The following is a 22,064-nucleotide window of genomic DNA, read 5'->3' as shown; positions in this document are numbered from 1 at the left end:
ATCTGTCACCTGTTGACTTCATATCGGATGGGGAAGTTTCACACTCCAGAGTATCGAGTGCCCGGCCTGCACCCGAGCATTCGGCTCCGCATGGCGGGGTGTTTCGCAAATATTGCTAGGCTTGGGGATGTGAATACGGAAGAACTCGTCCAGGATTGGGCCACATTGCCAGATATCGCCGAGTCGACGGGCCTTGGCATCATGCAGGTGCGCAGGCTGTTGGAAGACGGTGCGATCTGCGGCTATAAGCACGGCAGTCCCAAAGTGATGCAGGTGCCGTCAGCCTTCTTCGTCGACGGTTCGGTGCTCACCCCTCTGAAAGGCACAATCAGCACCTTGCGGGATGCGGGTTTCGACGATCAAGAAGCCATCGACTGGCTCTTCACCCCAGATGACTCTCTGCCCGGTCGTCCCATCGATCTGCTGCGAGCCGGCAACCGCAAAGAGGTCAGGCGCCGGGCACAAGCCCTGGCATTCTGAGCCTTCGGTCCTCTGAACATTCAGCCCTCTACACCTTCAACTGAGGTTCTCAGCTCGTCCGATAGCTGAGAGCCTCAGCAAACCCCGCGAGCTGCTTCTGGGCCGTGGGGCCGATCTTTGTCCGGGTTGAGTCAGCGTCATTACTGACCGTCGCCCAGTCCCGGGCAACAGACAGAGCTTCGTCATATTTGGTTTGGATGAAGGATTCGACTGCGTCGAGGCCCCCCGACTCGATGAGCATCGACACACATTCCCCAACCTCGGCGTCGGTGAGCTTGGGATCGCCGAGGCGCGCGGCCATGATCTGAATCTGCTCCGGACTGAGATTCTTCATGCTTTCGGCAATGAGGACTGTGCGCTTGCCCTCACGGATGTCATCGCCAGCCGGTTTCCCCGTGGCAGCCGGGTCTCCGAAGATGCCGAGCACATCGTCGCGGAGTTGGAACGCTTGGCCCAGCGGGAGCCCGAACCTGGAGATTTCGGCCATTTGCTTCTCGTCTGCGCCACCCAGTGCCGCGCCGAGGAGGAGCGGCTGTTCGACGGAATACTTCGCGGACTTGAAGCTGAGGACCTCCCACGCCCTTTCGCCGATGCGCTCGTCGTCCAACGGGACCACCTCGGCAAGGACATCGAGATACTGCCCGACCATGACATCCCGCCGGAGTGTGGCCCGCAGATCCCGTGCCGAAGGCGTGATGCCCAGAACCGTCTGGGACTTCTCGAAGAGCTCTTCGCTGAGTGCGAGGCAGATGTCACCGATGACGATGGCGGCCGCGACCCCGAAAGACTCGGCTCCGCCCTGGTAACGGCGTTCGGAGTGACTGGACTCGAATTGGCGATGCAGGGCCGGTTTGCCGCGGCGTGTATCGGAATGATCGATGACGTCGTCATGGATGAGGGCGGCCGCGTGGAGAAGTTCGAGGGACCCTGCGGCTTCGGCGACACCGTCAGCCCAGTTCCCTCGAGAATGATCGTTCCCGGTCGCCAATTGGAAACCCCACCACAGCAGGACCGGACGGATCATCTTCCCACCCCGAGTGAAGTCGAGGAGGGCCTGACCGATGTCCTGAGCATCCGGGGAGATCGAGAGGAACTCGGCCGCTTTCGATTCGAGGAAGGCTTCGATCCCGGTCGAGACATCGGCCGCAATCGACTCCGGTGAATCAAGAGCATCGACACAGCCATTACGGGGCGACGTCCCGGCGGTCTCTGCAGCTTGAGTGCCAACCGAGGACGGAGTATCGGCACTCATCATGGAACGATGTTCCCGCCGACTGTCACGATTGACTTCGCCTTCGCAGAAGGATCCTTAGCGATTGTGACGACGAGCAGACCCTCATTGTCCTTGTGCCGGAAGTTCACGACCTGGGCACTCTTCGTCTTGACCTCTTTGCCATAGGTTTCGAATCCGGCCTTCTCCAATGACTTGGAGTAGAACTTGAAGATGTCCTTCGGCTCGGCCTTGGCGCTCATGACCAGACTGACTTGTTCAAGCTTGCCTGAATCGGCTCCGTTCTCGGCCTTCGCGCGGGAGCTCGACAGCACAGTCGAGTCCGGGTAGGGCTTGAGAAATTTCGGAAGGTCTTTGGCGTCGGTGGAGGTATCCCCGGAGTCCTTGCTCGGCTGTTCGCTGTTCGCGGCCTCCGAACCTTCATTCGGTGAACCTACGGCCGACGACTGCGTCTCCTCCGGGGTGGGTGTTCCTTCAGCAGCCTCGTTGGCCGGTCCCGAGCATCCTCCGAGGAAGAGGGCGGCGGCGAGGGGCAATGTCATGACAGTGGCGCGCGATACCATGACTACAGACTACCCGGACTGAGCGACGGGAGCCGAAAGGAGCCAACGCAGACACATGGGTGCTCGATGAGTCGTAAACAGCTGGCACGGTCCGGTGGCGATCTGAGCCGCCTCGGAACGGACGATACCGGTGCCACGATGCTCCACCTCGACATGGACTCATTCTTCGTGTCGGTGGAGCTTCTGAGCCGCCCGGAGTTACTGGGCCGTCCCGTCATCGTCGGTGGTCGCAGCGGGCGGGGAGTTGTGGTCTCGGCCAGCTATGAGGCGCGCGAGTTCGGTGTCCATGCGGCTATGCCCATGAGCCGGGCGATGACCCTCTGTCCCTTCGCCGAGGTGATCCCTCCTTCTCATGGCCTGTACTCCACGTATTCTCAGAAGGTCTTCGACCTGGTGGCTGAGGTGACTCCTGACTTTCAGCAGGTCAGCGTCGATGAAGCCTATATCGATGTGTCCGGAGCGGTGCGCAGATTGGGACCTCCCGTGCTGATCACCTCCGAGCTGCGATCAAGGATCGAAGCACAGACGGGACTGAGCGCATCGGTGGGCATCGCCGGCAGCCGCGTCGTTGCGAAGCTCGCGTCCACCCGCGCCAAGCCGCACGGGCAGCTGCTCGTCCCGCTGTCGGCAACTCGGGCGTTCCTCGATCCCATGCCGATCGAAGCGCTTCCGGGTGTGGGGGAGAAGACGAAGGATGGGTTCTACAAGTACGGCATTCGTCTGATCGGGGACTTGGCGGCGGTCGACGAAGCCTGGGCCGGTCGGGTCTTCGGCGCCCACGGTCATCATCTGTGGCGCAGCGCCCACGGGCTGGACACACATGGAATGGACCGGCAGGTCAAAGACCGGTCGATCAGTGCTGAGCACACCTTCAACGAAGACGTCTGGGATCTGAGTCAGCTTGAGCATGAGCTGCTGCGCTTGGCGGACAAGGTTGCGCACAGGATTCGAGCCGATGGCAAGGTCGCCACGACGCTGGGGATGAAGTACCGGCTCGCTGACTTCACGACACTGTCACGATCGATTACCCTCGATGCTCCGACCGACCTCGCCCGAGAGATCTATGAGGCGCTGCGGCCGGCCATGAGGAGCTTGCGCGAGCAGAAACCCAAGGGTGTGCGCCTGCTGGGTGTCCGCGCTGCCGGCCTGATGGACTTTGCGGTCAGCGGCAGGCAGGCGAGATTGGATGAGGCCGAACACTCGGGCAGGGAAGCTGAGGTTGCACTCGACGATGTGCGGAAGAAATTCGGAACCGCCGCGATCTCTCAGGCGTCTCTCCTCAAAGCGCGTCCTGACCACGAAAATACGGGCCCTGACCACGTTTAGGCTGTGAGGTGTCCCATAGTCTGAGGACGTAGTGAGAATCCGGGCTATGGGAGGGCCTCAAGATGTTTTTTCGGTGTTCAGAGACTATGATTGAGTCATCAGGCCAGAGTAAGGAAACGGGGGTTCGAGATGCCACTCTCCGATCACGAACAGCAGCTGCTCGATCAGTTGGAGAAGCAGCTGCGCAGTGAAGACCCACGTTTCGCACGCAATATTTCAGAAACCCAGGCAGCAGCCAATGGGCCAGGGTTCTCCGCGAAGCGATTCGTGGTGGGTATTCTGCTCACGCTGGTCGGCATCGCCGTGACGATCTTCGCCATCTATATGGTGGCGAGCAGCACATGGTGGATCGCCCTCGGCGTTGTCGGATTCGGTTTTATGGTTGCCGGCATGTACTGGGCTTTCAGTCGCCCGCACCAGATCGGCGACAAGACGAAGTCCGCTCAGCCTTCGAACGGTCCTAAGACTGAAGCGAAGGGTCCGTCCGGTTTCATGGACCGGATCGAAGACCGGTGGGAGAAGCGCCAGCGCGGAGAATGATCCGCGCGGCGCTCAGGTGAGCCGCTCAGGTCTGTCCTTAACCAGGAGACCTGAAGCTCGCTCACCTTCGCATGCAGATGCCCTCCGATCTACCGCTGGGCACTCAGTCGCACACGAAATAAGCGTCCTCTTCACAGAGGGCGCTTTTTCGTGTCCACTTACGCAATATCGCATCGACATACGCTCGACATGCGCAGACGCTCACGCATGCACCCCACAGCGTCAACGGGTCGCAAGCACGCCTCGGCCTCAACAGGACCGTGCCTGCCTACGTAGGCCGGCCACGCACCTCTCTCGGCGTAAGCAGTCGCTAGAGAATAGGTGCTGGAGCACAAATGTCTGCATCCCTTGGGGTCGGTCTCCCGATGATCTGTTGCACGCACCTGCAGAGGACGGTCCAGATGCCCCCTAACTGGGCTGGCCTTGAATGAACGCTGCCCCGGACCCGAATGGCATCCGTGGCAGCGACAGAGACGGCGCTATCAGCGTGGCGGGTTGAAGATACTGGCCGGCCAGATTCTGGCGGTAATCCGGCTCCCGGGAGAAGCGTTGTCCGCGAGATCTGTCCTGACCTCGTCGACGAGGGCACTGACCTCAGCTGGCGAGATGCTCCTCTTACTCGAACCGTAGCGTTGCGCTTCAAGGGCACCGACGAAAGCCGACAGAGCAGTGTCACGGTCAACACTGCCTGTTCCCGAAGGCGGAGCGGGACTGCGCAGGGCGGTGAAACCATCGGTGGAATCGCCTCGAGCGGCAGCCGCTGACGAGCCAAGTTCCCCGGAAGCATCGCCAGATTCATCGGGCCCGCGACTGGCTCTGCTGGCCAATACGAGTTCGTTGAATCGCAGTGTCCGACTGGGGTCGAGGCTCTGACCGTAATCGGTCGACAGTGCCCGCACCTCTGTCCAGACCTTTTCAAGCTGTTCAGGGTCCCTGGTGCGTCGGTGACGCAGGATGAGCCTCCACAGAGCGGGAATCGCTGCAAGCAGCAGGATCACCAGTAGGATCAGGCCTGCCCACAGGTACGTTCCGAGGTTCGCGTCGGCTGGTTCTGCTGCCGCACTCGTCTCAGTATCGGAACTCTCAGACTCAGCAGGCTCGGACTCCTCCGATCCGTCAGTGGGCTCTTCCGACGGTGATGAAGTCTCTTCGGAATCCTTCTCGGAGTCCTCTCCGGTGCTGCCGCTGGCCACCGTCCATTTCGGTGGGTCGCCAGCGGGACCGCCTGGAGTGGGCTCGAAGCGGACCCAGCCGGCTCCCTCGAAATACAGTTCCGGCCAGGCATGCGAATCCTGCATGGTGACCTCGTAGCCCTTGTCCTTCTCAGTGCCCTCGCCGAAGCCGACTCCGATACGGGCCGGAATCCCCATCGTCCGAGCCATGATCGTCATCGCCGATGAGAACTGAACACAGTAGCCCTTCTTATCGACGAGGAAGTCAGAGATCGCATCTCCGCTGGCTTTTTCGGGAGCATCCAGCGAATACTCGAAGTCACCGCCGCGGAAATATGCCTGGAGCAGTACGGCTGCTTCCCACTGGTTGTTCGCGTCCGCTGTGACCTTCTCCGCAGTCTCCTTCACGCTGCCAGGCAAGCTGTCCGGGACTTCGAGTTCCGTCTCGAAATCACCGGAGTTCACCGGTGCTGCGCTCCGCAGATCCTTCACGTCAGGATTGATGGAGAGATAATCCATCGAATAGTCCTGCCCACCGGACTTCTCACCATTGCCGACGACGGTCAGAGACTTCTCGTCATAGATCCAGCGCCGATCCAAACCGGTCGGCTGCTGCGGTGCGTACGGGGTCGGAAGGTATTGCTGATCGAATTTGTCAGTGACGGTGACGTCGATGCGCTCTTCGCTGTAGTTCTTCTCCCGCGGGAGTCCCTGAGGCCAGGGCAATCCCTCGTCCGCGATCGCGAATGGGTCGAGGGGGAACGGTGTCGGAGCCCATGATTGGCCGTCGAAGGAGTTGATCGAGGTCAGCCTGATCGGCTGCCCTTCGGACTCTGTGGTGGTGTAGTCGAAGAGGGGCGAATCGTCACGGTCACCGAGATCGGCACGCAGGTCGAGGAACGGGTTCGTGACAGTCAGGTCGCCCTTATCGTTTGCCGCACGGTCCGGCAGCGTCGGAACCTCAGGCAGCAGCACCGGAGCTCCGATGCCGATTGCGACCGCCACGGCACCGGCCACGGTCGCGGTCACGCCGCCGCGCCACTTCGCTGACGGGAAATATGGGCTGAGGATGAGGATGAGGAAGGCTGCCAGGATGGCGACGACGTGCCACCACTGCACCTGGACGGGAGCGAAGAAGACCGGGATCATCCACAGCACCAAGAGCAGAACACCGCTGACTTTGGGGGCTCTGAGGTCGGAGACGAGCCCGTCGATGAGGATGGTGATCAACGTGAACGCGATCGTCAGCATCGTGGTGAAGCCAGGTGTGCTGGGAGCTGGGGGAGTCGTTGCGTAGAGATCGCTGACTCCCGAGGACAGGAGGTCGATCACGGTGGTGAACGAAGCGCCGGTGGGCACGACGCCGAGCAGCAGCGTGCTCGGCGCACACAGCAAGAGAACTGCGATCACGCCCACGACGCACTGAGCGATGACAGCAGCTCCGGTGGCCCGAAGGACCGGGACGCTGCGGAAGATTGCGCCGACGACGACGATCAGGAGGATCGAAATGAGGACGGAGGGCAGCCACGCGAAGTCGGAGAAGACGGCGGAGAGTCCGATTGCGGCCAAGACCATGGCCACGAACACGGCACCGGCCTCGAGCCATGCCGGGGAGCTCCTCTCCGGGCGGTCCTGTGTATCGGGGTTCATCGCTTCACCCGCTTCGAATCGAATGCGGTCCATGATTCGGGCAGATCCTCGCTCAGTCCCACCATCGTCAAGTCAGCGATGTCGTCGAGGCTGCGGACGGTCACCGGAACGCGTCGAGAGAACTGGGCTGCCAGCTCTTTTCCGCGAGCGGCGTCGACGGCGCAGATGACGATGTGGTTGGGGTTGTCATGAGAGGGCAGTTGCATTTTGCCGGCCTCGACGAGGGCGGTGAGCAAACGCAGTCTGTCGATATCGCGCTTTCCTTTGAACCTGATCTGATGGCCGGGGGCGACGACGAAGACCTCATAGTCTGCCCGCAGGAAAGCTGTTCCAGCGGCAGCGGCAGCGGCCAGGAGGAACTCGATCTCCAACGCGTCAGGATGGCCCTCCTCTTCGCCCTTGAGGTCGACGACGATGAGTGCGTAGAGCGTCTCTTCGTCAGCTTCGTGTCGGACCATGAGTTCACCGGACTTCGCGGTGCTTGGCCAATGGACATGTCGGAGATCGTCTCCGGGGACGTATTCACGTGTATGGAAGTCCCGAGCTGTGTGGCCGGCACGTACCTTGCCGTCGTCCAACCGGGCCGGTCTGATCGCCGAGTCGGTGGGTATCCGCGCGGGAAGGATCGGAACCGAGACCGCTACAGGGTACCCGGCGATGACCTTCTTCTTCCGCGTCACCAGGCCGAAAGGACCAGAGACGGTGATCAGCACGGTTTCAACGCCGCTGAGACCACGACGGTTGGGAGTGAACGACGTCAGGACGGTCTGAGAGGCGCCGTGAGCCAGAGGAGGAACTTCTCCGACAGTGGAGTCACCGAACCCTTCGCCGGCCACGAAGCTGATGGTCGAGGACGGAATGGCTAGGCGCCCGGTGTTCGTCACCAGGGCTTCTACCTCAACCTCTTTGCCCTCATGGGCAAGCGGGTAGCGGTCTCTGGACTGAGGCAGTGCCACCGTGGGCAGTCCCGTACGCAGGGTGATCGAGACACGGCGCGTGCCCCAGGTGATCAGCAGCGCCGAGAGGATGACCAGTGCCAGAAGCAGAATCCCAGCAGGCAACAGCCCGGGGAGCGCAAACCGATAGGCGGTGATGATCAGTGCGACTCCGGCGAGGACGAAGATGATTCCTGAGGTGCTCAGACGCATGTGGTCACTGAACCGTCGAAATGGGCACTCGGGCCAGGAGCCGGCCGATCAGTTCTGCCGCCAGCTCGGAATCGTCACCATCGCGCGGGATGATCCGGTGAGCCAGGATGTAGGGAGCAAGAGCCTGAATGTCGTCCGGGGTCACGAAGGTTCGTCCCGACAGCGCGGCGCGAGCCTTAGCTGCCCGGAGGAGGTGAACGCCACCTCGCGGGGAGCAGCCGAGGAGGATGGCCTCGTCGTTGCGGCTGGCGTGGAGGATGGAGACGATGTATTCGCGCAGCTCTCGGGTTGCACTGACATGTCGGACGATTCCCCGGGCCTGATTGATCTGCTCGAGACTGGTCACCGGAGTCGCGCTGGAGAGCGGATCGTGTTCGATCTGGTTGTCGAGCAGGTCGATCTCGTCAGCAGTGGCGGGGTAGCCCAGGGAGATGCGAGTCATGAAGCGATCTCGCTGCGCCTCCGGAAGCGCGTACGTGCCTTCCATGTCGATCGGGTTCTGAGTGGCGACGACGATGAATGGCGAGGGCATCTGGTAAGTCTCACCGTCAATGGTGGCCTGACCCTCAGCCATGCACTCAAGCATCGCGGACTGAGTCTTGGGGGAGGCGCGGTTGATCTCATCGGCGATGACGATGTTGGCGAACACCGGCCCCTGCCGGAACTCGAAGTGCCTGGTCTCCTGATTGAACAGGTTCACACCGACGACGTCGGTCGGCAGCAGGTCGGGAGTGAACTGGATGCGCCTCACCGAACCATCGACGACCTTTCCCATGGCTCGTGCCAACAGAGTCTTTCCGACTCCGGGCACGTCCTCAAGGAGAACATGGCCCCCGGCGAGGAGCGCTACGAGTGACAGCCCGACTGCCTCGTCCTTGCCCTCGAGGACGGCATTCATCGCTGTGCGTGCCCGTGTGGTCAGTTGCTGAACCCATTCGATGTGCTCGGCACCGATCACGGAATTGGTCTGAGTACCTTCTTGGCTGATCGACATGCTCCCATTGTCCCCTATCCCGTCTCCTGCATCCACATAGGCATCGCCCGACCTTTTAGGCCGTTATCGATCAGCTTCCCCGCCTGCGTCCGAGCGGCCGAGTGATTCCGGCGCCCCTCCTGCAGAACCGGGCATTCAGAACCGGGTACTTAGGGGCCGAGCAGCAACGTGCCGGCCTTGCCGTGCACGCGACCCCCACATCCGACGCCACTTTGCTCCCCACCGTCTTCCACGCAGCACTCCCCACTTCACTCCCCACTTTGCTCCACCCGCGGTCTCCACTTTCCTCCCCACTTTCCTCCCCGAGTGGCCGCACACATCGGTTTTCCGCGCGAAATCAGGGACCTGGACCCCTGTTGGGTCCTGCGGTGGTCGGGCGATCAGGGCTGCGAAGCATCGGAATACGAGCCTCACAGACCATCTTCGACGCGCCGTTCGGAAATTTTCCCCACTTTCCTCCACCTATCTGACCTGGGGTTATATAGGTCAAATAGGTGTCGGACTAGTGAAGTACTAGATTGCGTGGAGGGAAGTGGAGTACTGTGGTTCCTATCGGAGCCAATTGGGTTTCGAAAGGGGTGAGACGACATGTTCTTGGGCACTCATTTGCAGAAGCTCGACGACAAAGGTCGCCTCATCCTGCCCGCAAAGTTCCGGGAGGAGCTTTCGCCCGGTCTCGTATTGACCCGTGGACAGGAGAACTGCCTCACCCTGTTCCCCACCACGGAGTTCGAAGCCGAGCACGAGCGAATCCAGAACGCGCCGAAGACGAATAAGGAAGCTCGCGATTACCAGCGTGTCTTCCTGTCGGCGGCTTTTGCGGATCAGCCGGACAAACAGGGACGCATCACGGTCCCGAACATATTGCGGCAGTACGCATCACTTGATCGGGAAGTTGCAGTGATCGGCATGGGCAACCGCGTCGAGATCTGGGATTCGCCGACATGGGATAACTACCTGGTCGGCGCTCAGCAGGCATTCGCTGAACGTGAGAACGAGGTGATCCCCGGAGTGATCTGATTCTGCTCGGGTTTGATCCTTGCCCGCCGTGTTCGAGTTTCGGGGAACTTCCCCGTTTCCGAAGCTCGGCAGTCCTGACACACTTCCCCGGTGCCAGGGCCACGGCGGACAAGGTTCTGGCTCCAGCAGTTCACCCCCCACGACGACCACCCACGAAGGACTCACCTATGAACGATCAGCATGTACCGGTGCTCCTGGAGCGCGTGGTCGAGCTCATCGGGGTCGGAGTCCAGGCCGCCAGGGACAACGGACACCCACCGATCGTCGTGGACGGAACCCTGGGAATGGGCGGGCACTCGGAAGCCATCCTCACCGCTTTCCCCGATGTCCACCTCATCGGCGTCGATCGCGACACCCAAGCCATCGACATCGCCACGAAGCGACTCGCTCCCTACTCTGACCGCATCGACATCGTCCATGCCGTCGACGACGAGATTCCAGAGATCCTTGACGACCTCGGCGTCGATCACATCAGCGCCGTCCTGCTCGACCTCGGAGTATCGTCCCTGCAGCTCGACGAGGACGAACGAGGATTCTCCTACTCCCGGCCCGCACCCTTGGACATGAGGATGGATCGAACCCAGACCCTCACCGCCGCCGAGGTGCTGGCCACCTATTCCGAAACTGAACTGCGTCGCATCCTCCGTGAGTACGGCGAAGAGAAGATGGCGGGGCGGATCGCGAAGATCATCGTCACCGACCGTGAGGAAACCCCGTGGGAGACCTCGCAGCAGCTTGCGGCGATGTTGGGGCGGGTGCTTCCTCAGACGAAGAAGAAGTCACACCCGGCGAAGCGGACTTTCCAGGCGCTGCGCATCGAGGTCAACGATGAGCTCGGTGTGCTGCGGACGGCGCTGCCAGCGGCATTGCAGGCGCTGCACATCGGGGGAGTGGCGGTCATCGAGTCGTACCAGTCCCTCGAGGACACGATCGTGAAGAAGATCTTCCGCACCGCAACCACCACCTCGGCGCCGCCGGACATGCCGGTGGTTCCTGAGGAGCTCCAACCGTGGTTGACCGAAATCATTCGCGGGGCCGAACAGGCCGACAGTGACGAAGCAGACAACAACCCTCGCGCCAAGAGCGTGCGACTGCGTGCAGTACAGAAGATCAGGGAGGCAAGATCGTGAGGAACGCTCAAGCGGCCGTCCGCCAACCCCGCGTCACCGAACGGACGCGGCGCCTCGAAGAGTCCGTCAGCAGGCCAGGTCCACCGCGGCTCAAACTGCTGAAGTTCGAGCTGCCGAAAGCCAGGGTCCCGTTCTCGATGCTGTGTGTGGCGATCCTCGTGGCCACCCTCGTCGCAGTTCTTCTGCTCAACATCTTCATCTCCCACACCTCGTATCAGATCGACCAGCTGAACTCCGAGAAGGAACAGCTGGCCGAGCAGAAGGATCGACTGGTCGAAGACAATTCGTACCGCGAATCTCCGCAGAACATCTCGATCGCGGCCGAGGAACTCGGACTGGTCCGAGACTCCTCGCCCGAGTTCCTCGATGCGAAGACCGGGAAGATCATCGATGCGCCCCCGATCGACGTCAGCGGAGAAAAGAAGCCGACAGTTGTCCCCGGCCCGCGTGCCAATACCCGCGAAGACCTCCGTCCCAATCTACGATCGGATGAGAAGCTGCCAGTAGTCGGTGGCAGCCCCAGCAAGGACATCGCGCCACCGGCTCAGGACGCTCCGAAATAAGGCGAGTCCGACAGCCGCACGCCGACCAGCAAGGACCAAGGACAGTGCAATGGGCCCACGAGCCACTCGGGTGAAGAACAAAGGCGGACGAGGCAAGCCCAACCTGCGCATGCGGATGGCACTGATCGCTGCTCTGTCCATCCTCGTTCTCCTCGTCACCTCGGGACGACTGATCTCGATCCAGGGCATGGATTCGATGAAGCTGGCCGAGAAGGCACTGTCCAACCGTCTCGTCACCAAGACCCTTCCTGCCGCACGAGGTCAGATCCTGGCCTCGGACGGCACGGTCCTCGCTGACAGCGTCTCCAGGTATCAGGTCGTCGTAGACCAGCAGAACGTGGCCCAGTACAAAGTCGACGGAAAACTCGTCGGTGCCTGGGGAGCTGCAGAAGCCCTGGCCAAACCGCTCGACACCGACCCGGGGCTGCTGTACCCGAAGCTCGTCGGTGACAAACGCTGGAACCCTGTGGCCAAGGAGCTCACCTCCGAGACCTGGCGTGCCGTGAAGAAACTGAACATCCTCGGCATCTCCGCCGAAGAATATGCCGTACGTTCCTACCCCTCAGGCGCCGTGGCCGGGAACCTGGTGGGCTTCCTCAGCTCCGACGGCCAGCCCCAGGCGGGCCTGGAGATGGCCTACGACAAGCAGCTGAGCGGACGCGACGGTCAACAGCAGTACGAACGTGGTGCCCGGGGTGAGATCATCCCTCTCGGCGAAAACAACACACGAAATGCAGTCGATGGCGAAGGTCTGCAGACGACGATCGATCCGGCGCTGCAGTACTACGCCCAGCAGGCGGCCGAAGAACAGCGGAAGAAGCACGAGGCCGAATCGGCCTCGATCGTCATCAAGGACATCAAAACCGGCAAGGTGATCACCGCCGCAGACGCACCCAGCGTGGATCCCAACTCACCGGGCAAGGTCGGCGGCACCGACCGCGGATCGCGCATCTTCACCGACGTCTTCGAGCCCGGCTCGACCGCCAAGATGGTCACAGCTGCCGCGCTGCTCGATCAGGGACTCGTCACTCCAGAACAGGAATTCACCGTTCCGGACAAATGGAAGGCACCCAACGGAGAAGAGTTCCGGGACTCGCACCCACACCCTGATGAGAAGCTCACCTTCGCGGGGATCCTGGCCCAGTCTTCGAACACCGGAACCATTCTGGCCGGAAACAAGCTCAACGAAGAGCAGCGCTACGGCTACATGAAGAAGTTCGGCTTTGGATCGACCACGGGCATCGGCTTCCCCGCCGAGACGGCCGGCATCCTCCATCCCTACAAGGAGTGGGACGGGCGCACCAAGTACACGGTGATGTTCGGTCAGGGCGTGGCCGCGAATGCCCTTCAGACCACCGACGTCATTGCGACCATCGCCAACGGCGGAGTCCACATCCCCTCGACGCTCATCGACGGAACGGTCTCACCCTCAGGCAAGACGATCCCGAGCCCGGCTGAGGAACCTCAGCGCGTCATCAGCAAGAAAGCCGCTGACCAGACCCTGTCTATGCTCGAAGGCGTCGTCGCCGAAGGCACCGGAAAGTCGGCGCAGGTCTCCGGCTACAGGGTGGCCGGAAAGACAGGCACCGCGCAGGCGCCGGCTGCGGAAGGCGGCGGCTACGACGGCTACACTGCATCGTTCGTCGGTGTCCTTCCCGCCGAGGATCCGCAGATCGCGATCTCCGTGACGTTGCAGCGGCCCCGAAACGGCTATTACGGTGGAAGCGCCGCCGCACCAGTCTTCTCCGACGTCGCCGGCTTCACCATGCGCCACCTCAAGATCCCACCGTCGACCGCAGATCCCCAGCTACCTGCTCGAGAATGGAAATAATGCGTATCTCACAGCTGCTGCCGGCAGCACCCGGAACCATCCACGGAAATCCCGACCGCGAAGTCGGGGGAGTCTCCCATGATTCGCGCACGGTAGCGCCGGAACAGCTCTATGCCGCGCTGCCTGGAGCGAACGTCCACGGCGCGAAATTCGCCCCCGACCTCATCGCACGCGGGATCACTGCGATCCTCACCGATGCGACCGGCTGGGACATGATCACCGAAAACGTCGACCCGCAGTCCCTCGCCGAGGTGACCGGGCTGATCGTGGAGCACCCGCGGTCAGTTCTGGGCTACGTTTCGGCCGCTGTGTACGGCACCTCGGGCAGCCCTCAGCTGATCGGTGTGACCGGTACCAACGGGAAGACGACGACCACCTACCTTGTGGACGGAATGCTTGAGGCTCTCGGACATCGCACAGGTGTCATCGGCACCGTGGCGACGCTGATCGCCGGCGTGACCGAGCCGAGCGTGCGCACGACTCCGGAAGCCCCTGAGCTGCATGCCCTGTTCGCGAAGATGCGCTCCGCTGATGTCGATACCTGCGCGATGGAGGTGTCCTCACATGCGCTGAGTCAGCATCGGGTCGACGGCGCCCACTTCGTTGTCTCAGGTTTCACGAACCTCTCGCAGGACCACCTCGACTTCCACAACTCGATGGACGAATACTTCGGAGTCAAGGCCGAACTGTTCACCCGAGCCTTCTCCGACACTGCTGTCATCGTCGTGGAAGACAAGTGGGGCGAGAAGATGGTGGAGGCGGCACAGGTGCCGGTGCGCACGCTGGGACGCGACGATCGCAGTGAATGGAGGATCGAGCACACTCCAGGAGAATCCGACTTCATCCTCCACCTCGGCGGAACCGGAGAAGACGGACCTGAGGATGACGGGATCGCACTGCGATCCCCGCTGCCGGGCGATTTCAACGTCACGAACACCGCACTGGCCGCAGCCATGCTGCTGGAAGCTGGAATCTCAGCCACAGATCTCAACGCCATCGGTCGGACCTTCACCGCCTCGGTCCCCGGACGCATGGAGATCATCGACGTCAGCGGCCCACGTGCCGAGGGCCAATCGCATCCCGAGCATCTGCCGCGTGCAATCGTCGACTACTCACACACTCCCGATGCGATCGAGAAGGCACTGCAGTCGCTGCACGCCGACAGTGATGAACTCGTCATCGTCTTCGGCGCCGGCGGCGATCGTGACAGGGGAAAGCGATTCGGAATGGGGCAAGCGGCCGCTCGGGGAGCCGACGTAATCGTGCTCACCGACGACAATCCGCGCACCGAGGATCCGGAATCGATCAGAGCCGCCATCAAAGAGGGCATTGAGGCGGAGATCTCAACCGGAGGCGTACGTGTGAAGAAAGTCATTGAAGTGGCCGAACGAGGCGCCGCCATCGACGAAGCCATCGCCGCTGCCGGAGCCTCCACAACCGTGCTGATCGCAGGGAAGGGACACGAAACCGGACAGTCCGCCGGTGGGACAGTAACCGACTTCGACGACCGTTCAAGGACACGCTCGGCGCTGCGAGCGCGACTTGACGGTGTACAAACAGGTAAAGTTCACAGTTGATATGAAGCGACTGAGTGCAGCCGAAATAGCAACCGCCGTCTCCGGCGAGTTGTACGGCGTAGACCCCGAGACCAAATTGTCCGCCGGAGTGGTAACCGATTCGAGAGAAGTCGGACCCGGCGATATCTACGTTGCCCGCCGAGGTGAGTCCTTCGACGGCATCGAATTCGCAGCAGCAGCCGTGGAGGCAGGCGCAGCGCTGATTATCGGCGAATCCGTTCCCACCCTCGACGATGCGACCCTGCCGACCGTCCTCGTCTCCGATGCCACCGAAGCACTTGGCCAGCTGGCCAAGTGCAACATCGAGGCACTGCGTGAGGTCGGAGAGATCACGGTCATCGCGATCACCGGTTCGGTCGGCAAAACCACTGTGAAGGACCTCGCCGCCGATCTGCTCGCCGGTGAAGCCGAGACCGTGTGGCCGCCCAACTCATACAACAATGAGGTCGGAGTGCCGTTGACGGCACTGCGGGCGGGGGAGTCCACCCGCTTCCTGGTCCTGGAGATGGGTGCCCGTTCCATCGGCAACCTCGCCTACCTCACCAGCCTCGTTCGCCCCGACATTGCTGTCGAACTCGCTGTCGGCACCGCTCACTCGGGCGTCTTCGGCTCGATCGAGAACACAGCACGTGCCAAGGCCGAGCTCGTCGAATCCCTCACCGCGGGATCCGTCGCGATCCTCAACGCCGACGATTCTCGAGTCGCAGGGATGCGCGAGGTGCTCTCGCCCGAGGTCGACACCCTGTGGTTCTCACAGCGGGAATCACTGCCTGAATGGGTCGCGGAGGAGGACTCCGTTGTTCGCGGAACCGGAGTCACGACCGACGCTTCCGGGCACGCAGCCTTCTCACTGGACTTGCCTGGCGAGGAGCCACAGGACGTCCGACTGGCTCTGATCGGCGAACACCATGTGGGCAATGCCCTCGCCTCCGCAGCCATCGCCCATGCCTGCGGGGTGGGAGTGAAGTCCATCGTGACCACACTCTCAACCTCCTCTGCTGCGAGCCGTTGGCGCATGGAGCTCATCGACTCCCCGTCCGGCGTGACCGTGCTCAACGACGCCTATAACGCGAACCCCGAATCGATGCGCGCTTCTCTGAAGACGCTGGCATCGATGGGTCGCGGCGACGAAGACAGCCGACCACGTCGGACATTCGCCGTTCTCGGCGAAATGTTGGAGCTCGGCGACGAATCGATCTCCGCCCACTCCGACATCGGCGAACTCGTCGTGCGACTGAACATCACTCGCACCATCGTCGTCGGTGAGGGAGCAAAACCCATTTTCAACGCCGCGAACCTCGAAGGTTCATGGGGTAACGAAGCGGCTTGGGTTCCGACCGCAGCCGAAGCGAAGGACCTGCTGAGTGCGGAATTGGCACCCGGGGACATCGTCTTGTTCAAGTCCTCCAGAGATGCTGGTCTGCGCTATCTCGGAGATGAAATCGCCGGTGTCTCGGGGGCCCAATGATTGCCGTACTGCTTGCCGCCTGCCTGGCACTGATCCTGTCGCTGGTCGGCACACCGCTGTTCATCCGCGTCCTGGTCAAACGAGGCTACGGCCAGTTCGTCCGTGATGATGGACCGACGTCTCACGCCACGAAGCGCGGCACACCGACCATGGGCGGCGTCGTCATCATCGGTGCTGCCATCCTCGCCTACCTGCTCGGGCACCTGTTCACCGGTTCCGTGCCCACCGCGTCCGGTCTCCTCGTTCTCTGGCTGGCCGCAGGGCTCGGCGTGGTCGGCTTCCTCGACGACTTCATCAAGATCAGGAAGCAGCGTTCCCTCGGCCTGCGACCGGTGCCCAAGCTCCTCGGTCAGGGCTTCGTCGGGATCTCCTTCGCGGTTTTGGCACTGCAGTTCCCGAACTCCTTCGGTGAGACTCCGGCGTCGACGAAGGTGTCCTTCATCCGTGACACCAACCTCGACCTGGCCTTCGGCTCCGCAGTGCTGGGTCTCATCCTGTTCGTCATCTGGGCCAACCTCATCGTCACCGCAGTCTCCAACGCGGTGAACCTGACCGACGGACTCGACGGATTGGCCGCCGGTGCTTCTGTGGTCGTCTTCGCCGCCTATGTCGTCATCGGCACATGGCAGTCGACCCAGAACTGCAACCTGATGACAGACGCGACCAACGCCTGCTATTACATGCGCGATCCCCGTGACCTCGCAATGGTCGCAGGAGCGATGGCGGCAGCCTGCTTCGGCTTCCTCTGGTTCAACACCTCACCCGCGAAGATCTTCATGGGCGACACCGGTTCCCTGGCCATCGGCGGCGCAATCGCCGGTCTCGCGATCATGTCCCGGACCGAGCTCCTGCTCGTCGTCCTCGGAGGTCTCTTCGTCATCATCACCCTGTCCGTGATCATCCAGGTGATCTCGTTCAAGACCACCGGCAAACGTGTCTTCCGGATGGCTCCGCTCCAACATCACTTCGAACTCAAGGGGTGGGCCGAAGTCACGATCGTAGTGCGCTTCTGGATCATCGCCGCGCTCTTCGTCGTCGCCGCAATCTGTCTCTTCTACGCCGAATGGGTGTCTCGCGTTGGCTGAGAATCCTGTGACTGACTATCCCAACGCCGAGGCGATCCCGGCGGCACTCGTGGGCCCGAGCTCGTCCTTGGACGGGCTGTCGATCCTGGTCACCGGTCTCGGTGTGACAGGGTTCCCCGCAGCGGTTCATCTCGGTGAGCGGGGTGCCGACGTGATCGTCGTCGACGGTGATGATCAGGCGGATGTCAGCGAGAAGGCTCAGATCCTCGAGGTCTTCGACGTCGATATCCGCCGCGGAGCGGAGCATGTTACGCACCTGCCCGAGCAGCCGCTCGATCTGGTCGTCACGTCTCCTGGTTGGCGTCCCGATCATTCGCTGCTCGTGGCTGCCGCCGAGGCTGGCGTACCCGTCATCGGCGAGGTCGAATTGGCATGGCGGATCCGTGGCACCAACGATGCCAAATGGCTGGCCATCACCGGCACCAATGGCAAGACGACGACCACGACGATGCTCGAATCTATGCTCCTGGCCGATGGGCTCAAGGCCAAGGCCTGCGGCAACATCGGTGCACCGCTCCTCGAAGCCGTGCTCGAACCAGGACTCGAAGTGCTGGCGATCGAACTCTCAAGCTTCCAGCTGCACTGGCAGTATTCACTGAGCGCCGATGCCGCCGCTGTGCTCAACATCGCCCCCGATCATCTGGATTGGCACGGCAGCGCCGACGCCTACGAGGCCGACAAGGCCAAGATCTATCACCAGGCCAAGACCGCGTGCATCTACAACGTCGCCGACGAGGTGACCCTGCACATGGTCGAAGAGGCTGACGTAGTCGAGGGCGCCAAGGCCATCGGCTTCACCACAGGCATCCCACGGCCGGGAGAGCTGGGTGTCGTCGAGGACATGCTGGTCGACCGTGCCTTCATTACGCAGCGTTACTCCTCGGCCGCCGAGCTCGCCTCGGTCGACGACGTGGCCGCGGCCACGGGAGTTGCTGGCCGTGCACCGGCGGACCACCAAGTCTCGAATGCACTCGCCGCCGCCGCTCTGGCCCGTAGCATCGGTGTTCCTGGTCAGGCGATCTCCCAAGGCCTGAAGAACCATTCGCTCGGTGCTCACCGCATGGTCACCGTAGCTGAAAGCAATGGTGTCAGCTGGGTTGATGATTCGAAGGCGACGAACACGCACGCGGCAAACGCCTCACTCGGCAGTTTCGACTCGATAGTCTGGATCGCCGGGGGACTGCCCAAGGGGGCAGACTTCACGTCGCTGTTCGCCGATCACGGCCACCGACTCCGAGCACTCGTACTCATCGGGGCAGACGACGCTGCCTTCCGCGAAGCCATTGCCGCGACAGTTCCAGATCTCGAAGTGATTCGGATAGAACCTGCACTCGCAGTGGATTCCGGCGTCCCTCGCCGTCGCGGTGAAGCAGTGGTCGCTGCCGCAGTCGAAGCCGCTGCAGGCATTGCCCAGGCCGGAGATGCCGTACTGCTGGCACCCGCAGCAGCAAGCATGGACCAGTTCCTCAATTACAACACTCGGGGTGAACTCTTCACTCAGGCTGTCCACGCTCACCTGGGGAACTGACATGGGTCGGCAGGCAAGTGCGAAATCTCAGTCACGCCGTCGTCCCAGCTCGAGCAGGTCGGCCGAGCCGGCTGTGGCCCGAGCAGGAGACACGAAGGCCGCAGCTAAGAAGGCCGCCACAAAGCCGAACCCAACAAAGCCGACCGCAGCGAAGTCGAGTGCAACAAAACCGAACACAGCGAAGCCGAGCGCAAAGTCGCCCGCCATGAAGAAGTCGCCGACCGCCAAGAAGTCGACAACCTCACACCATGTCGGGGCGAAGGCTGTTGCCGGTAAATCAGCCGGTTCGAAGACCGCCGCTGTTAAGAACCGGACCGCAGCGAAGAAGACCATCAGCGCGCACAAGACCGCCAGTGCGCAGAAGACCACCGGCACGGAAAAAGCCTCCGGCACTCATGATCAGCCGCGAGCAGGAAGCACACGGGCCGCGCTGTCCTGGGCGCGTCGTGAATTCGCTCGCGTCTCTGCCTACCCGCTTACGACCTACTATCTGATTCTGGTCTCAGTCCTCGCCCTGACGTCACTTGGTCTCGTCATGGTCCTCTCCGCGTCCTCGATCACCTCCTATGACGGGGGCGAAGGATCATCTTTCGCCTACTTCAATAAGCAGGCGGGCTTCGTCACGATGGGTATCGTCCTTATGCTCGCGGCCTCGTTCTTCCCGCTGCATTGGTGGCGCAAGTTGGCATGGCCCGCGCTGCTGCTCGGCGTTTTCATGCAGGCTGCTGTGTTCCTCCCGGGTGTCGGCAAGTCGACGAAGGGCAACGCCAACTGGATCCAATTCGGAGGGTTCCAGCTCCAGCCTTCAGAGTTTCTCAAGATTGCGCTGGCCGTTTGGCTGGGTGCCGTGCTGGCCAGCAAATACGGAAAGATGACCACCTTCGGGCACGCGATGATGCCGGTCGTCCCCGGCATCATCCTCGCAGTGGGTCTCGTCGTCGGCGGCAATGACCTCGGCACGGGCCTGGTGCTCATGGCCATGGCCCTGGTCTGTCTGTTCATCGGCTTCTTCCCGTGGAAGTACTTCCTCCTGCTCTTCGGCTCTCTGGGCGGTGTCGCGCTATTCTTCGTCTTAAGCTCGCAGAACCGGCTCGCACGCATCACCTCAGCGCTCACCGGCCATGCGGACCAGACCGCGTCCGACGTCACCGGCTCGGCTTGGCAGTCCAATCATGGCCTGTTCTCCTTGGCTTCTGGAGGCTGGCTCGGTGTGGGCCTCGGTGCCAGCCGTGAGAAGTGGTCGTGGCTGCCCGAGGCCCATAACGACTTCATCTTCGCCATCATCGGCGAGGAACTCGGGCTGCTCGGGTCCTTGGTTGTGATCCTGATGTTCGTGGCTCTTGCCTGCGGCATGGTCCGAGTGATCCTGCGCTCGAAATCCAGGTTCATCCAGATCGCCACGGCCGGACTCTTCGCCTGGCTGATCGGCCAAGCAGCCATCAATATCTGTGTCGTGACCGGACTTCTGCCGGTCATCGGCCTGCCCCTGCCTTTTGTGTCCTACGGCGGCTCCTCCATCATCGCGTCACTGCTCGCGGTCGGGGTGATCCTGTCCTTCGCACGCACCGAGGACGGAGCTCCTGCTGCGATCAAGGTGCACAGGGACCGTGTGAGATCTTCGTTCGCCGTACTGGCCAGAAAGAGAAAGAAGTGAGATGACGAGCATTCTTCTTGCCGGTGGAGGCACCACCGGCCATATTTCGCCCATGTTGGCAATCGGTCGAGAGCTGCGTGCACTCCATCCTGACTGGGACGTAATCGCCCTCGGAACCGCAGACGGGCTAGAAGCCGATATCGTTCCGAAGGCCGGCTTCGAACTCCTCACCATCGATAAGGTCCCAATGCCGCGTTCGATCAGTCCCGCCGCGCTGAAGTTCCCGGAACGATTCGCCGCCAACATCTCACACGTCAAAGCGATCATCGCCGAGCGCGACGTCAAGGCCGTCGTCGGAGTCGGCGGATATGTCTGCCCACCGGCCTTCATCGCAGCCAAACAGGCGAAGATCCCTCTGCTTGTCCACGAAGCCAACGCGAAGCCCGGAATGGCGAACCGCCTCGGCGCCGTCCTGACGAAACCGGGAATGGTCGGGGTCACCTTCCCCGATACGAAGCTGCGCAACTCCGAGTTGGTCGGCATGCCGATGCCCACGGAGATCTCCTCACTCGACCGCAGCGACGCCGCCCAGCGACAGGCATGGCGACAGGACCTCGGCCTCAGCGACGACAAACCAGTCCTTGTGGTGACCGGCGGATCGTCTGGAGCACAGCGCATCAACGACGCCTTCCTCGCCGCAGCACCGCTGTGCCAGGAGAACGGGGTGCAGGTGCTGCACATCACCGGTGCCGGCAAAGATGATGCTCTGCGTGAGGCAGCGGCCCAGCTGCCCGATTACCACGTCGTCGACTACGTCGACGGAATGCACAGGGCCTATGCGGTCGCGGACCTGCTCGTGGCTCGTTCCGGGGCCGCGACCGTGTCTGAAGCCACCGTCGTCGGTGTTCCCGCCCTCTACGTTCCGCTGGCCATCGGCAACGGTGAACAGCGGCTCAACGCGGCTGGCAGCGTCAGAGCCGGAGCCTCTATGCTCGTCGACAACGCGGACTTCAACGCGTCGACCGTGACAGACAAGATCCTGCCCCTGGTGACCGACCGCGCGCGCCTGGACGCCATGAGCGCAGCAGCCCTTGATCTGCAATATCCGACCACTGCCGCCAGCACCATGGCCACCATCGTCACTCGCGCTCTGAGAGGTTGAAC

At 62.1% G+C, this 22,064-nt stretch carries 19 protein-coding genes; 13 read left to right on the top strand and 6 right to left on the bottom strand.

The window, feature by feature from the left end; translation table 11 throughout:
- Window positions 1-129: 129 nt before the first annotated feature.
- Entirely contained in the window at window positions 130-480 is a 351-nt protein-coding gene (locus BSP239C_RS04710; protein WP_101570460.1) for an Rv2175c family DNA-binding protein, read from the top strand.
- Between the two features lie 49 nt (window positions 481-529).
- On the opposite strand, the gene BSP239C_RS04705 is transcribed toward BSP239C_RS04710, so the two are convergent.
- Together BSP239C_RS04705 and BSP239C_RS04700 are read right to left on the bottom strand one after the other, a co-directional pair.
- On the bottom strand, window positions 530-1,732 hold the full coding sequence (locus BSP239C_RS04705; protein WP_257930076.1) for a polyprenyl synthetase family protein: 1,203 nt from the start codon (window positions 1,730-1,732) through the stop codon (window positions 530-532).
- A complete protein-coding gene (locus tag BSP239C_RS04700; protein ID WP_226841491.1) occupies window positions 1,732-2,274 on the bottom strand; it encodes a hypothetical protein in 543 nt (180 codons plus the stop codon). The genes BSP239C_RS04705 and BSP239C_RS04700 overlap by 1 nt, the downstream gene beginning before the upstream one ends.
- A gap of 66 nt (window positions 2,275-2,340) precedes the next feature.
- On the opposite strand from BSP239C_RS04700, the gene dinB reads away from it, so the two are divergent.
- Window positions 2,341-3,600: a DNA polymerase IV gene (gene dinB, locus BSP239C_RS04695; RefSeq protein ID WP_101570457.1), complete on the top strand. Its 1,260-nt coding sequence runs from the start codon at window positions 2,341-2,343 to the stop codon at window positions 3,598-3,600.
- Window positions 3,601-3,729: 129 nt separating this feature from the next.
- Window positions 3,730-4,140 carry a DUF3040 domain-containing protein gene (locus BSP239C_RS04690; protein ID WP_101570456.1) on the top strand — a complete coding sequence of 137 codons (411 nt, stop codon included), beginning with the start codon at window positions 3,730-3,732 and terminating at the stop codon, window positions 4,138-4,140.
- Window positions 4,141-4,622: 482 nt separating this feature from the next.
- On the opposite strand, the gene BSP239C_RS04685 is transcribed toward BSP239C_RS04690, so the two are convergent.
- Genes BSP239C_RS04685 through BSP239C_RS04675 form a run of 3 tightly spaced genes read right to left on the bottom strand, consistent with a single transcriptional unit; the run spans window position 4,623 to window position 9,104 of the window.
- Window positions 4,623-6,995: a DUF3488 and transglutaminase-like domain-containing protein gene (locus BSP239C_RS04685; RefSeq protein WP_101570455.1), complete on the bottom strand. Its 2,373-nt coding sequence runs from the start codon at window positions 6,993-6,995 to the stop codon at window positions 4,623-4,625.
- Entirely contained in the window at window positions 6,959-8,110 is a 1,152-nt protein-coding gene (locus BSP239C_RS04680) for a DUF58 domain-containing protein (RefSeq protein ID WP_101570454.1), read from the bottom strand. The genes BSP239C_RS04685 and BSP239C_RS04680 overlap by 37 nt, the downstream gene beginning before the upstream one ends.
- A 4-nt stretch (window positions 8,111-8,114) precedes the next feature.
- The gene (locus BSP239C_RS04675; protein WP_101570453.1) at window positions 8,115-9,104 is read right to left on the bottom strand and encodes a MoxR family ATPase; all 990 of its coding nucleotides are present in this window, start codon (window positions 9,102-9,104) and stop codon (window positions 8,115-8,117) included.
- Window positions 9,105-9,692: 588 nt separating this feature from the next.
- Here BSP239C_RS04675 and mraZ point away from each other — a divergent pair.
- The 8 genes from mraZ (at window position 9,693) to murD (ending at window position 19,306) form a co-directional block, all read left to right on the top strand.
- A complete protein-coding gene (mraZ, locus tag BSP239C_RS04670; RefSeq protein ID WP_009883133.1) occupies window positions 9,693-10,124 on the top strand; it encodes a division/cell wall cluster transcriptional repressor MraZ in 432 nt (143 codons plus the stop codon).
- A 167-nt stretch (window positions 10,125-10,291) separates the two neighbouring features.
- Window positions 10,292-11,254: a 16S rRNA (cytosine(1402)-N(4))-methyltransferase RsmH gene (rsmH, locus tag BSP239C_RS04665; RefSeq protein ID WP_101570452.1), complete on the top strand. Its 963-nt coding sequence runs from the start codon at window positions 10,292-10,294 to the stop codon at window positions 11,252-11,254.
- Window positions 11,251-11,817 carry a hypothetical protein gene (locus BSP239C_RS04660; protein ID WP_101570451.1) on the top strand — a complete coding sequence of 189 codons (567 nt, stop codon included), beginning with the start codon at window positions 11,251-11,253 and terminating at the stop codon, window positions 11,815-11,817. Before rsmH ends, BSP239C_RS04660 begins: the two co-directional genes overlap by 4 nt.
- A 49-nt stretch (window positions 11,818-11,866) precedes the next feature.
- The gene (locus tag BSP239C_RS04655; RefSeq protein WP_101570450.1) at window positions 11,867-13,648 is read left to right on the top strand and encodes a penicillin-binding protein 2; all 1,782 of its coding nucleotides are present in this window, start codon (window positions 11,867-11,869) and stop codon (window positions 13,646-13,648) included.
- Window positions 13,648-15,225, top strand: a complete 1,578-nt coding sequence (locus tag BSP239C_RS04650) for a UDP-N-acetylmuramoyl-L-alanyl-D-glutamate--2,6-diaminopimelate ligase (protein ID WP_101570449.1) — start codon at window positions 13,648-13,650, stop codon at window positions 15,223-15,225. The genes BSP239C_RS04655 and BSP239C_RS04650 overlap by 1 nt, the downstream gene beginning before the upstream one ends.
- Before the next feature lies 1 nt (window position 15,226).
- A complete protein-coding gene (gene murF / locus BSP239C_RS04645; RefSeq protein ID WP_101570448.1) occupies window positions 15,227-16,693 on the top strand; it encodes a UDP-N-acetylmuramoyl-tripeptide--D-alanyl-D-alanine ligase in 1,467 nt (488 codons plus the stop codon).
- A complete protein-coding gene (gene mraY / locus BSP239C_RS04640; protein WP_101570447.1) occupies window positions 16,690-17,778 on the top strand; it encodes a phospho-N-acetylmuramoyl-pentapeptide-transferase in 1,089 nt (362 codons plus the stop codon). Before murF ends, mraY begins: the two co-directional genes overlap by 4 nt.
- A 7-nt stretch (window positions 17,779-17,785) precedes the next feature.
- On the top strand, window positions 17,786-19,306 hold the full coding sequence (gene murD / locus BSP239C_RS04635) for a UDP-N-acetylmuramoyl-L-alanine--D-glutamate ligase (RefSeq protein ID WP_257930075.1): 1,521 nt from the start codon (window positions 17,786-17,788) through the stop codon (window positions 19,304-19,306).
- Between the two features lie 27 nt (window positions 19,307-19,333).
- Here the strand turns inward: murD and BSP239C_RS21035 are convergent, their stop codons facing one another.
- The gene (locus BSP239C_RS21035; protein ID WP_226841559.1) at window positions 19,334-19,534 is read right to left on the bottom strand and encodes a hypothetical protein; all 201 of its coding nucleotides are present in this window, start codon (window positions 19,532-19,534) and stop codon (window positions 19,334-19,336) included.
- On the opposite strand from BSP239C_RS21035, the gene ftsW reads away from it, so the two are divergent.
- Both ftsW and BSP239C_RS04625 read left to right on the top strand, forming a co-directional pair.
- Window positions 19,512-20,960: a putative lipid II flippase FtsW gene (gene ftsW, locus BSP239C_RS04630; protein WP_257930078.1), complete on the top strand. Its 1,449-nt coding sequence runs from the start codon at window positions 19,512-19,514 to the stop codon at window positions 20,958-20,960. The two genes, BSP239C_RS21035 and ftsW, sit on opposite strands and share 23 nt — an antisense overlap.
- Window position 20,961: 1 nt before the next feature.
- Entirely contained in the window at window positions 20,962-22,062 is a 1,101-nt protein-coding gene (locus tag BSP239C_RS04625) for a glycosyltransferase (RefSeq protein ID WP_101570444.1), read from the top strand.
- Window positions 22,063-22,064: the final 2 nt, after the last annotated feature.

The sequence above is a fragment of the Brevibacterium sp. 239c genome (assembly GCF_900169365.1).
Taxonomy (GTDB): Bacteria; Actinomycetota; Actinomycetes; order Actinomycetales; family Brevibacteriaceae; genus Brevibacterium.
Note: the sequence above shows the minus strand (reverse complement) of the source record. Positions and strands in the feature narration are given on the sequence as shown.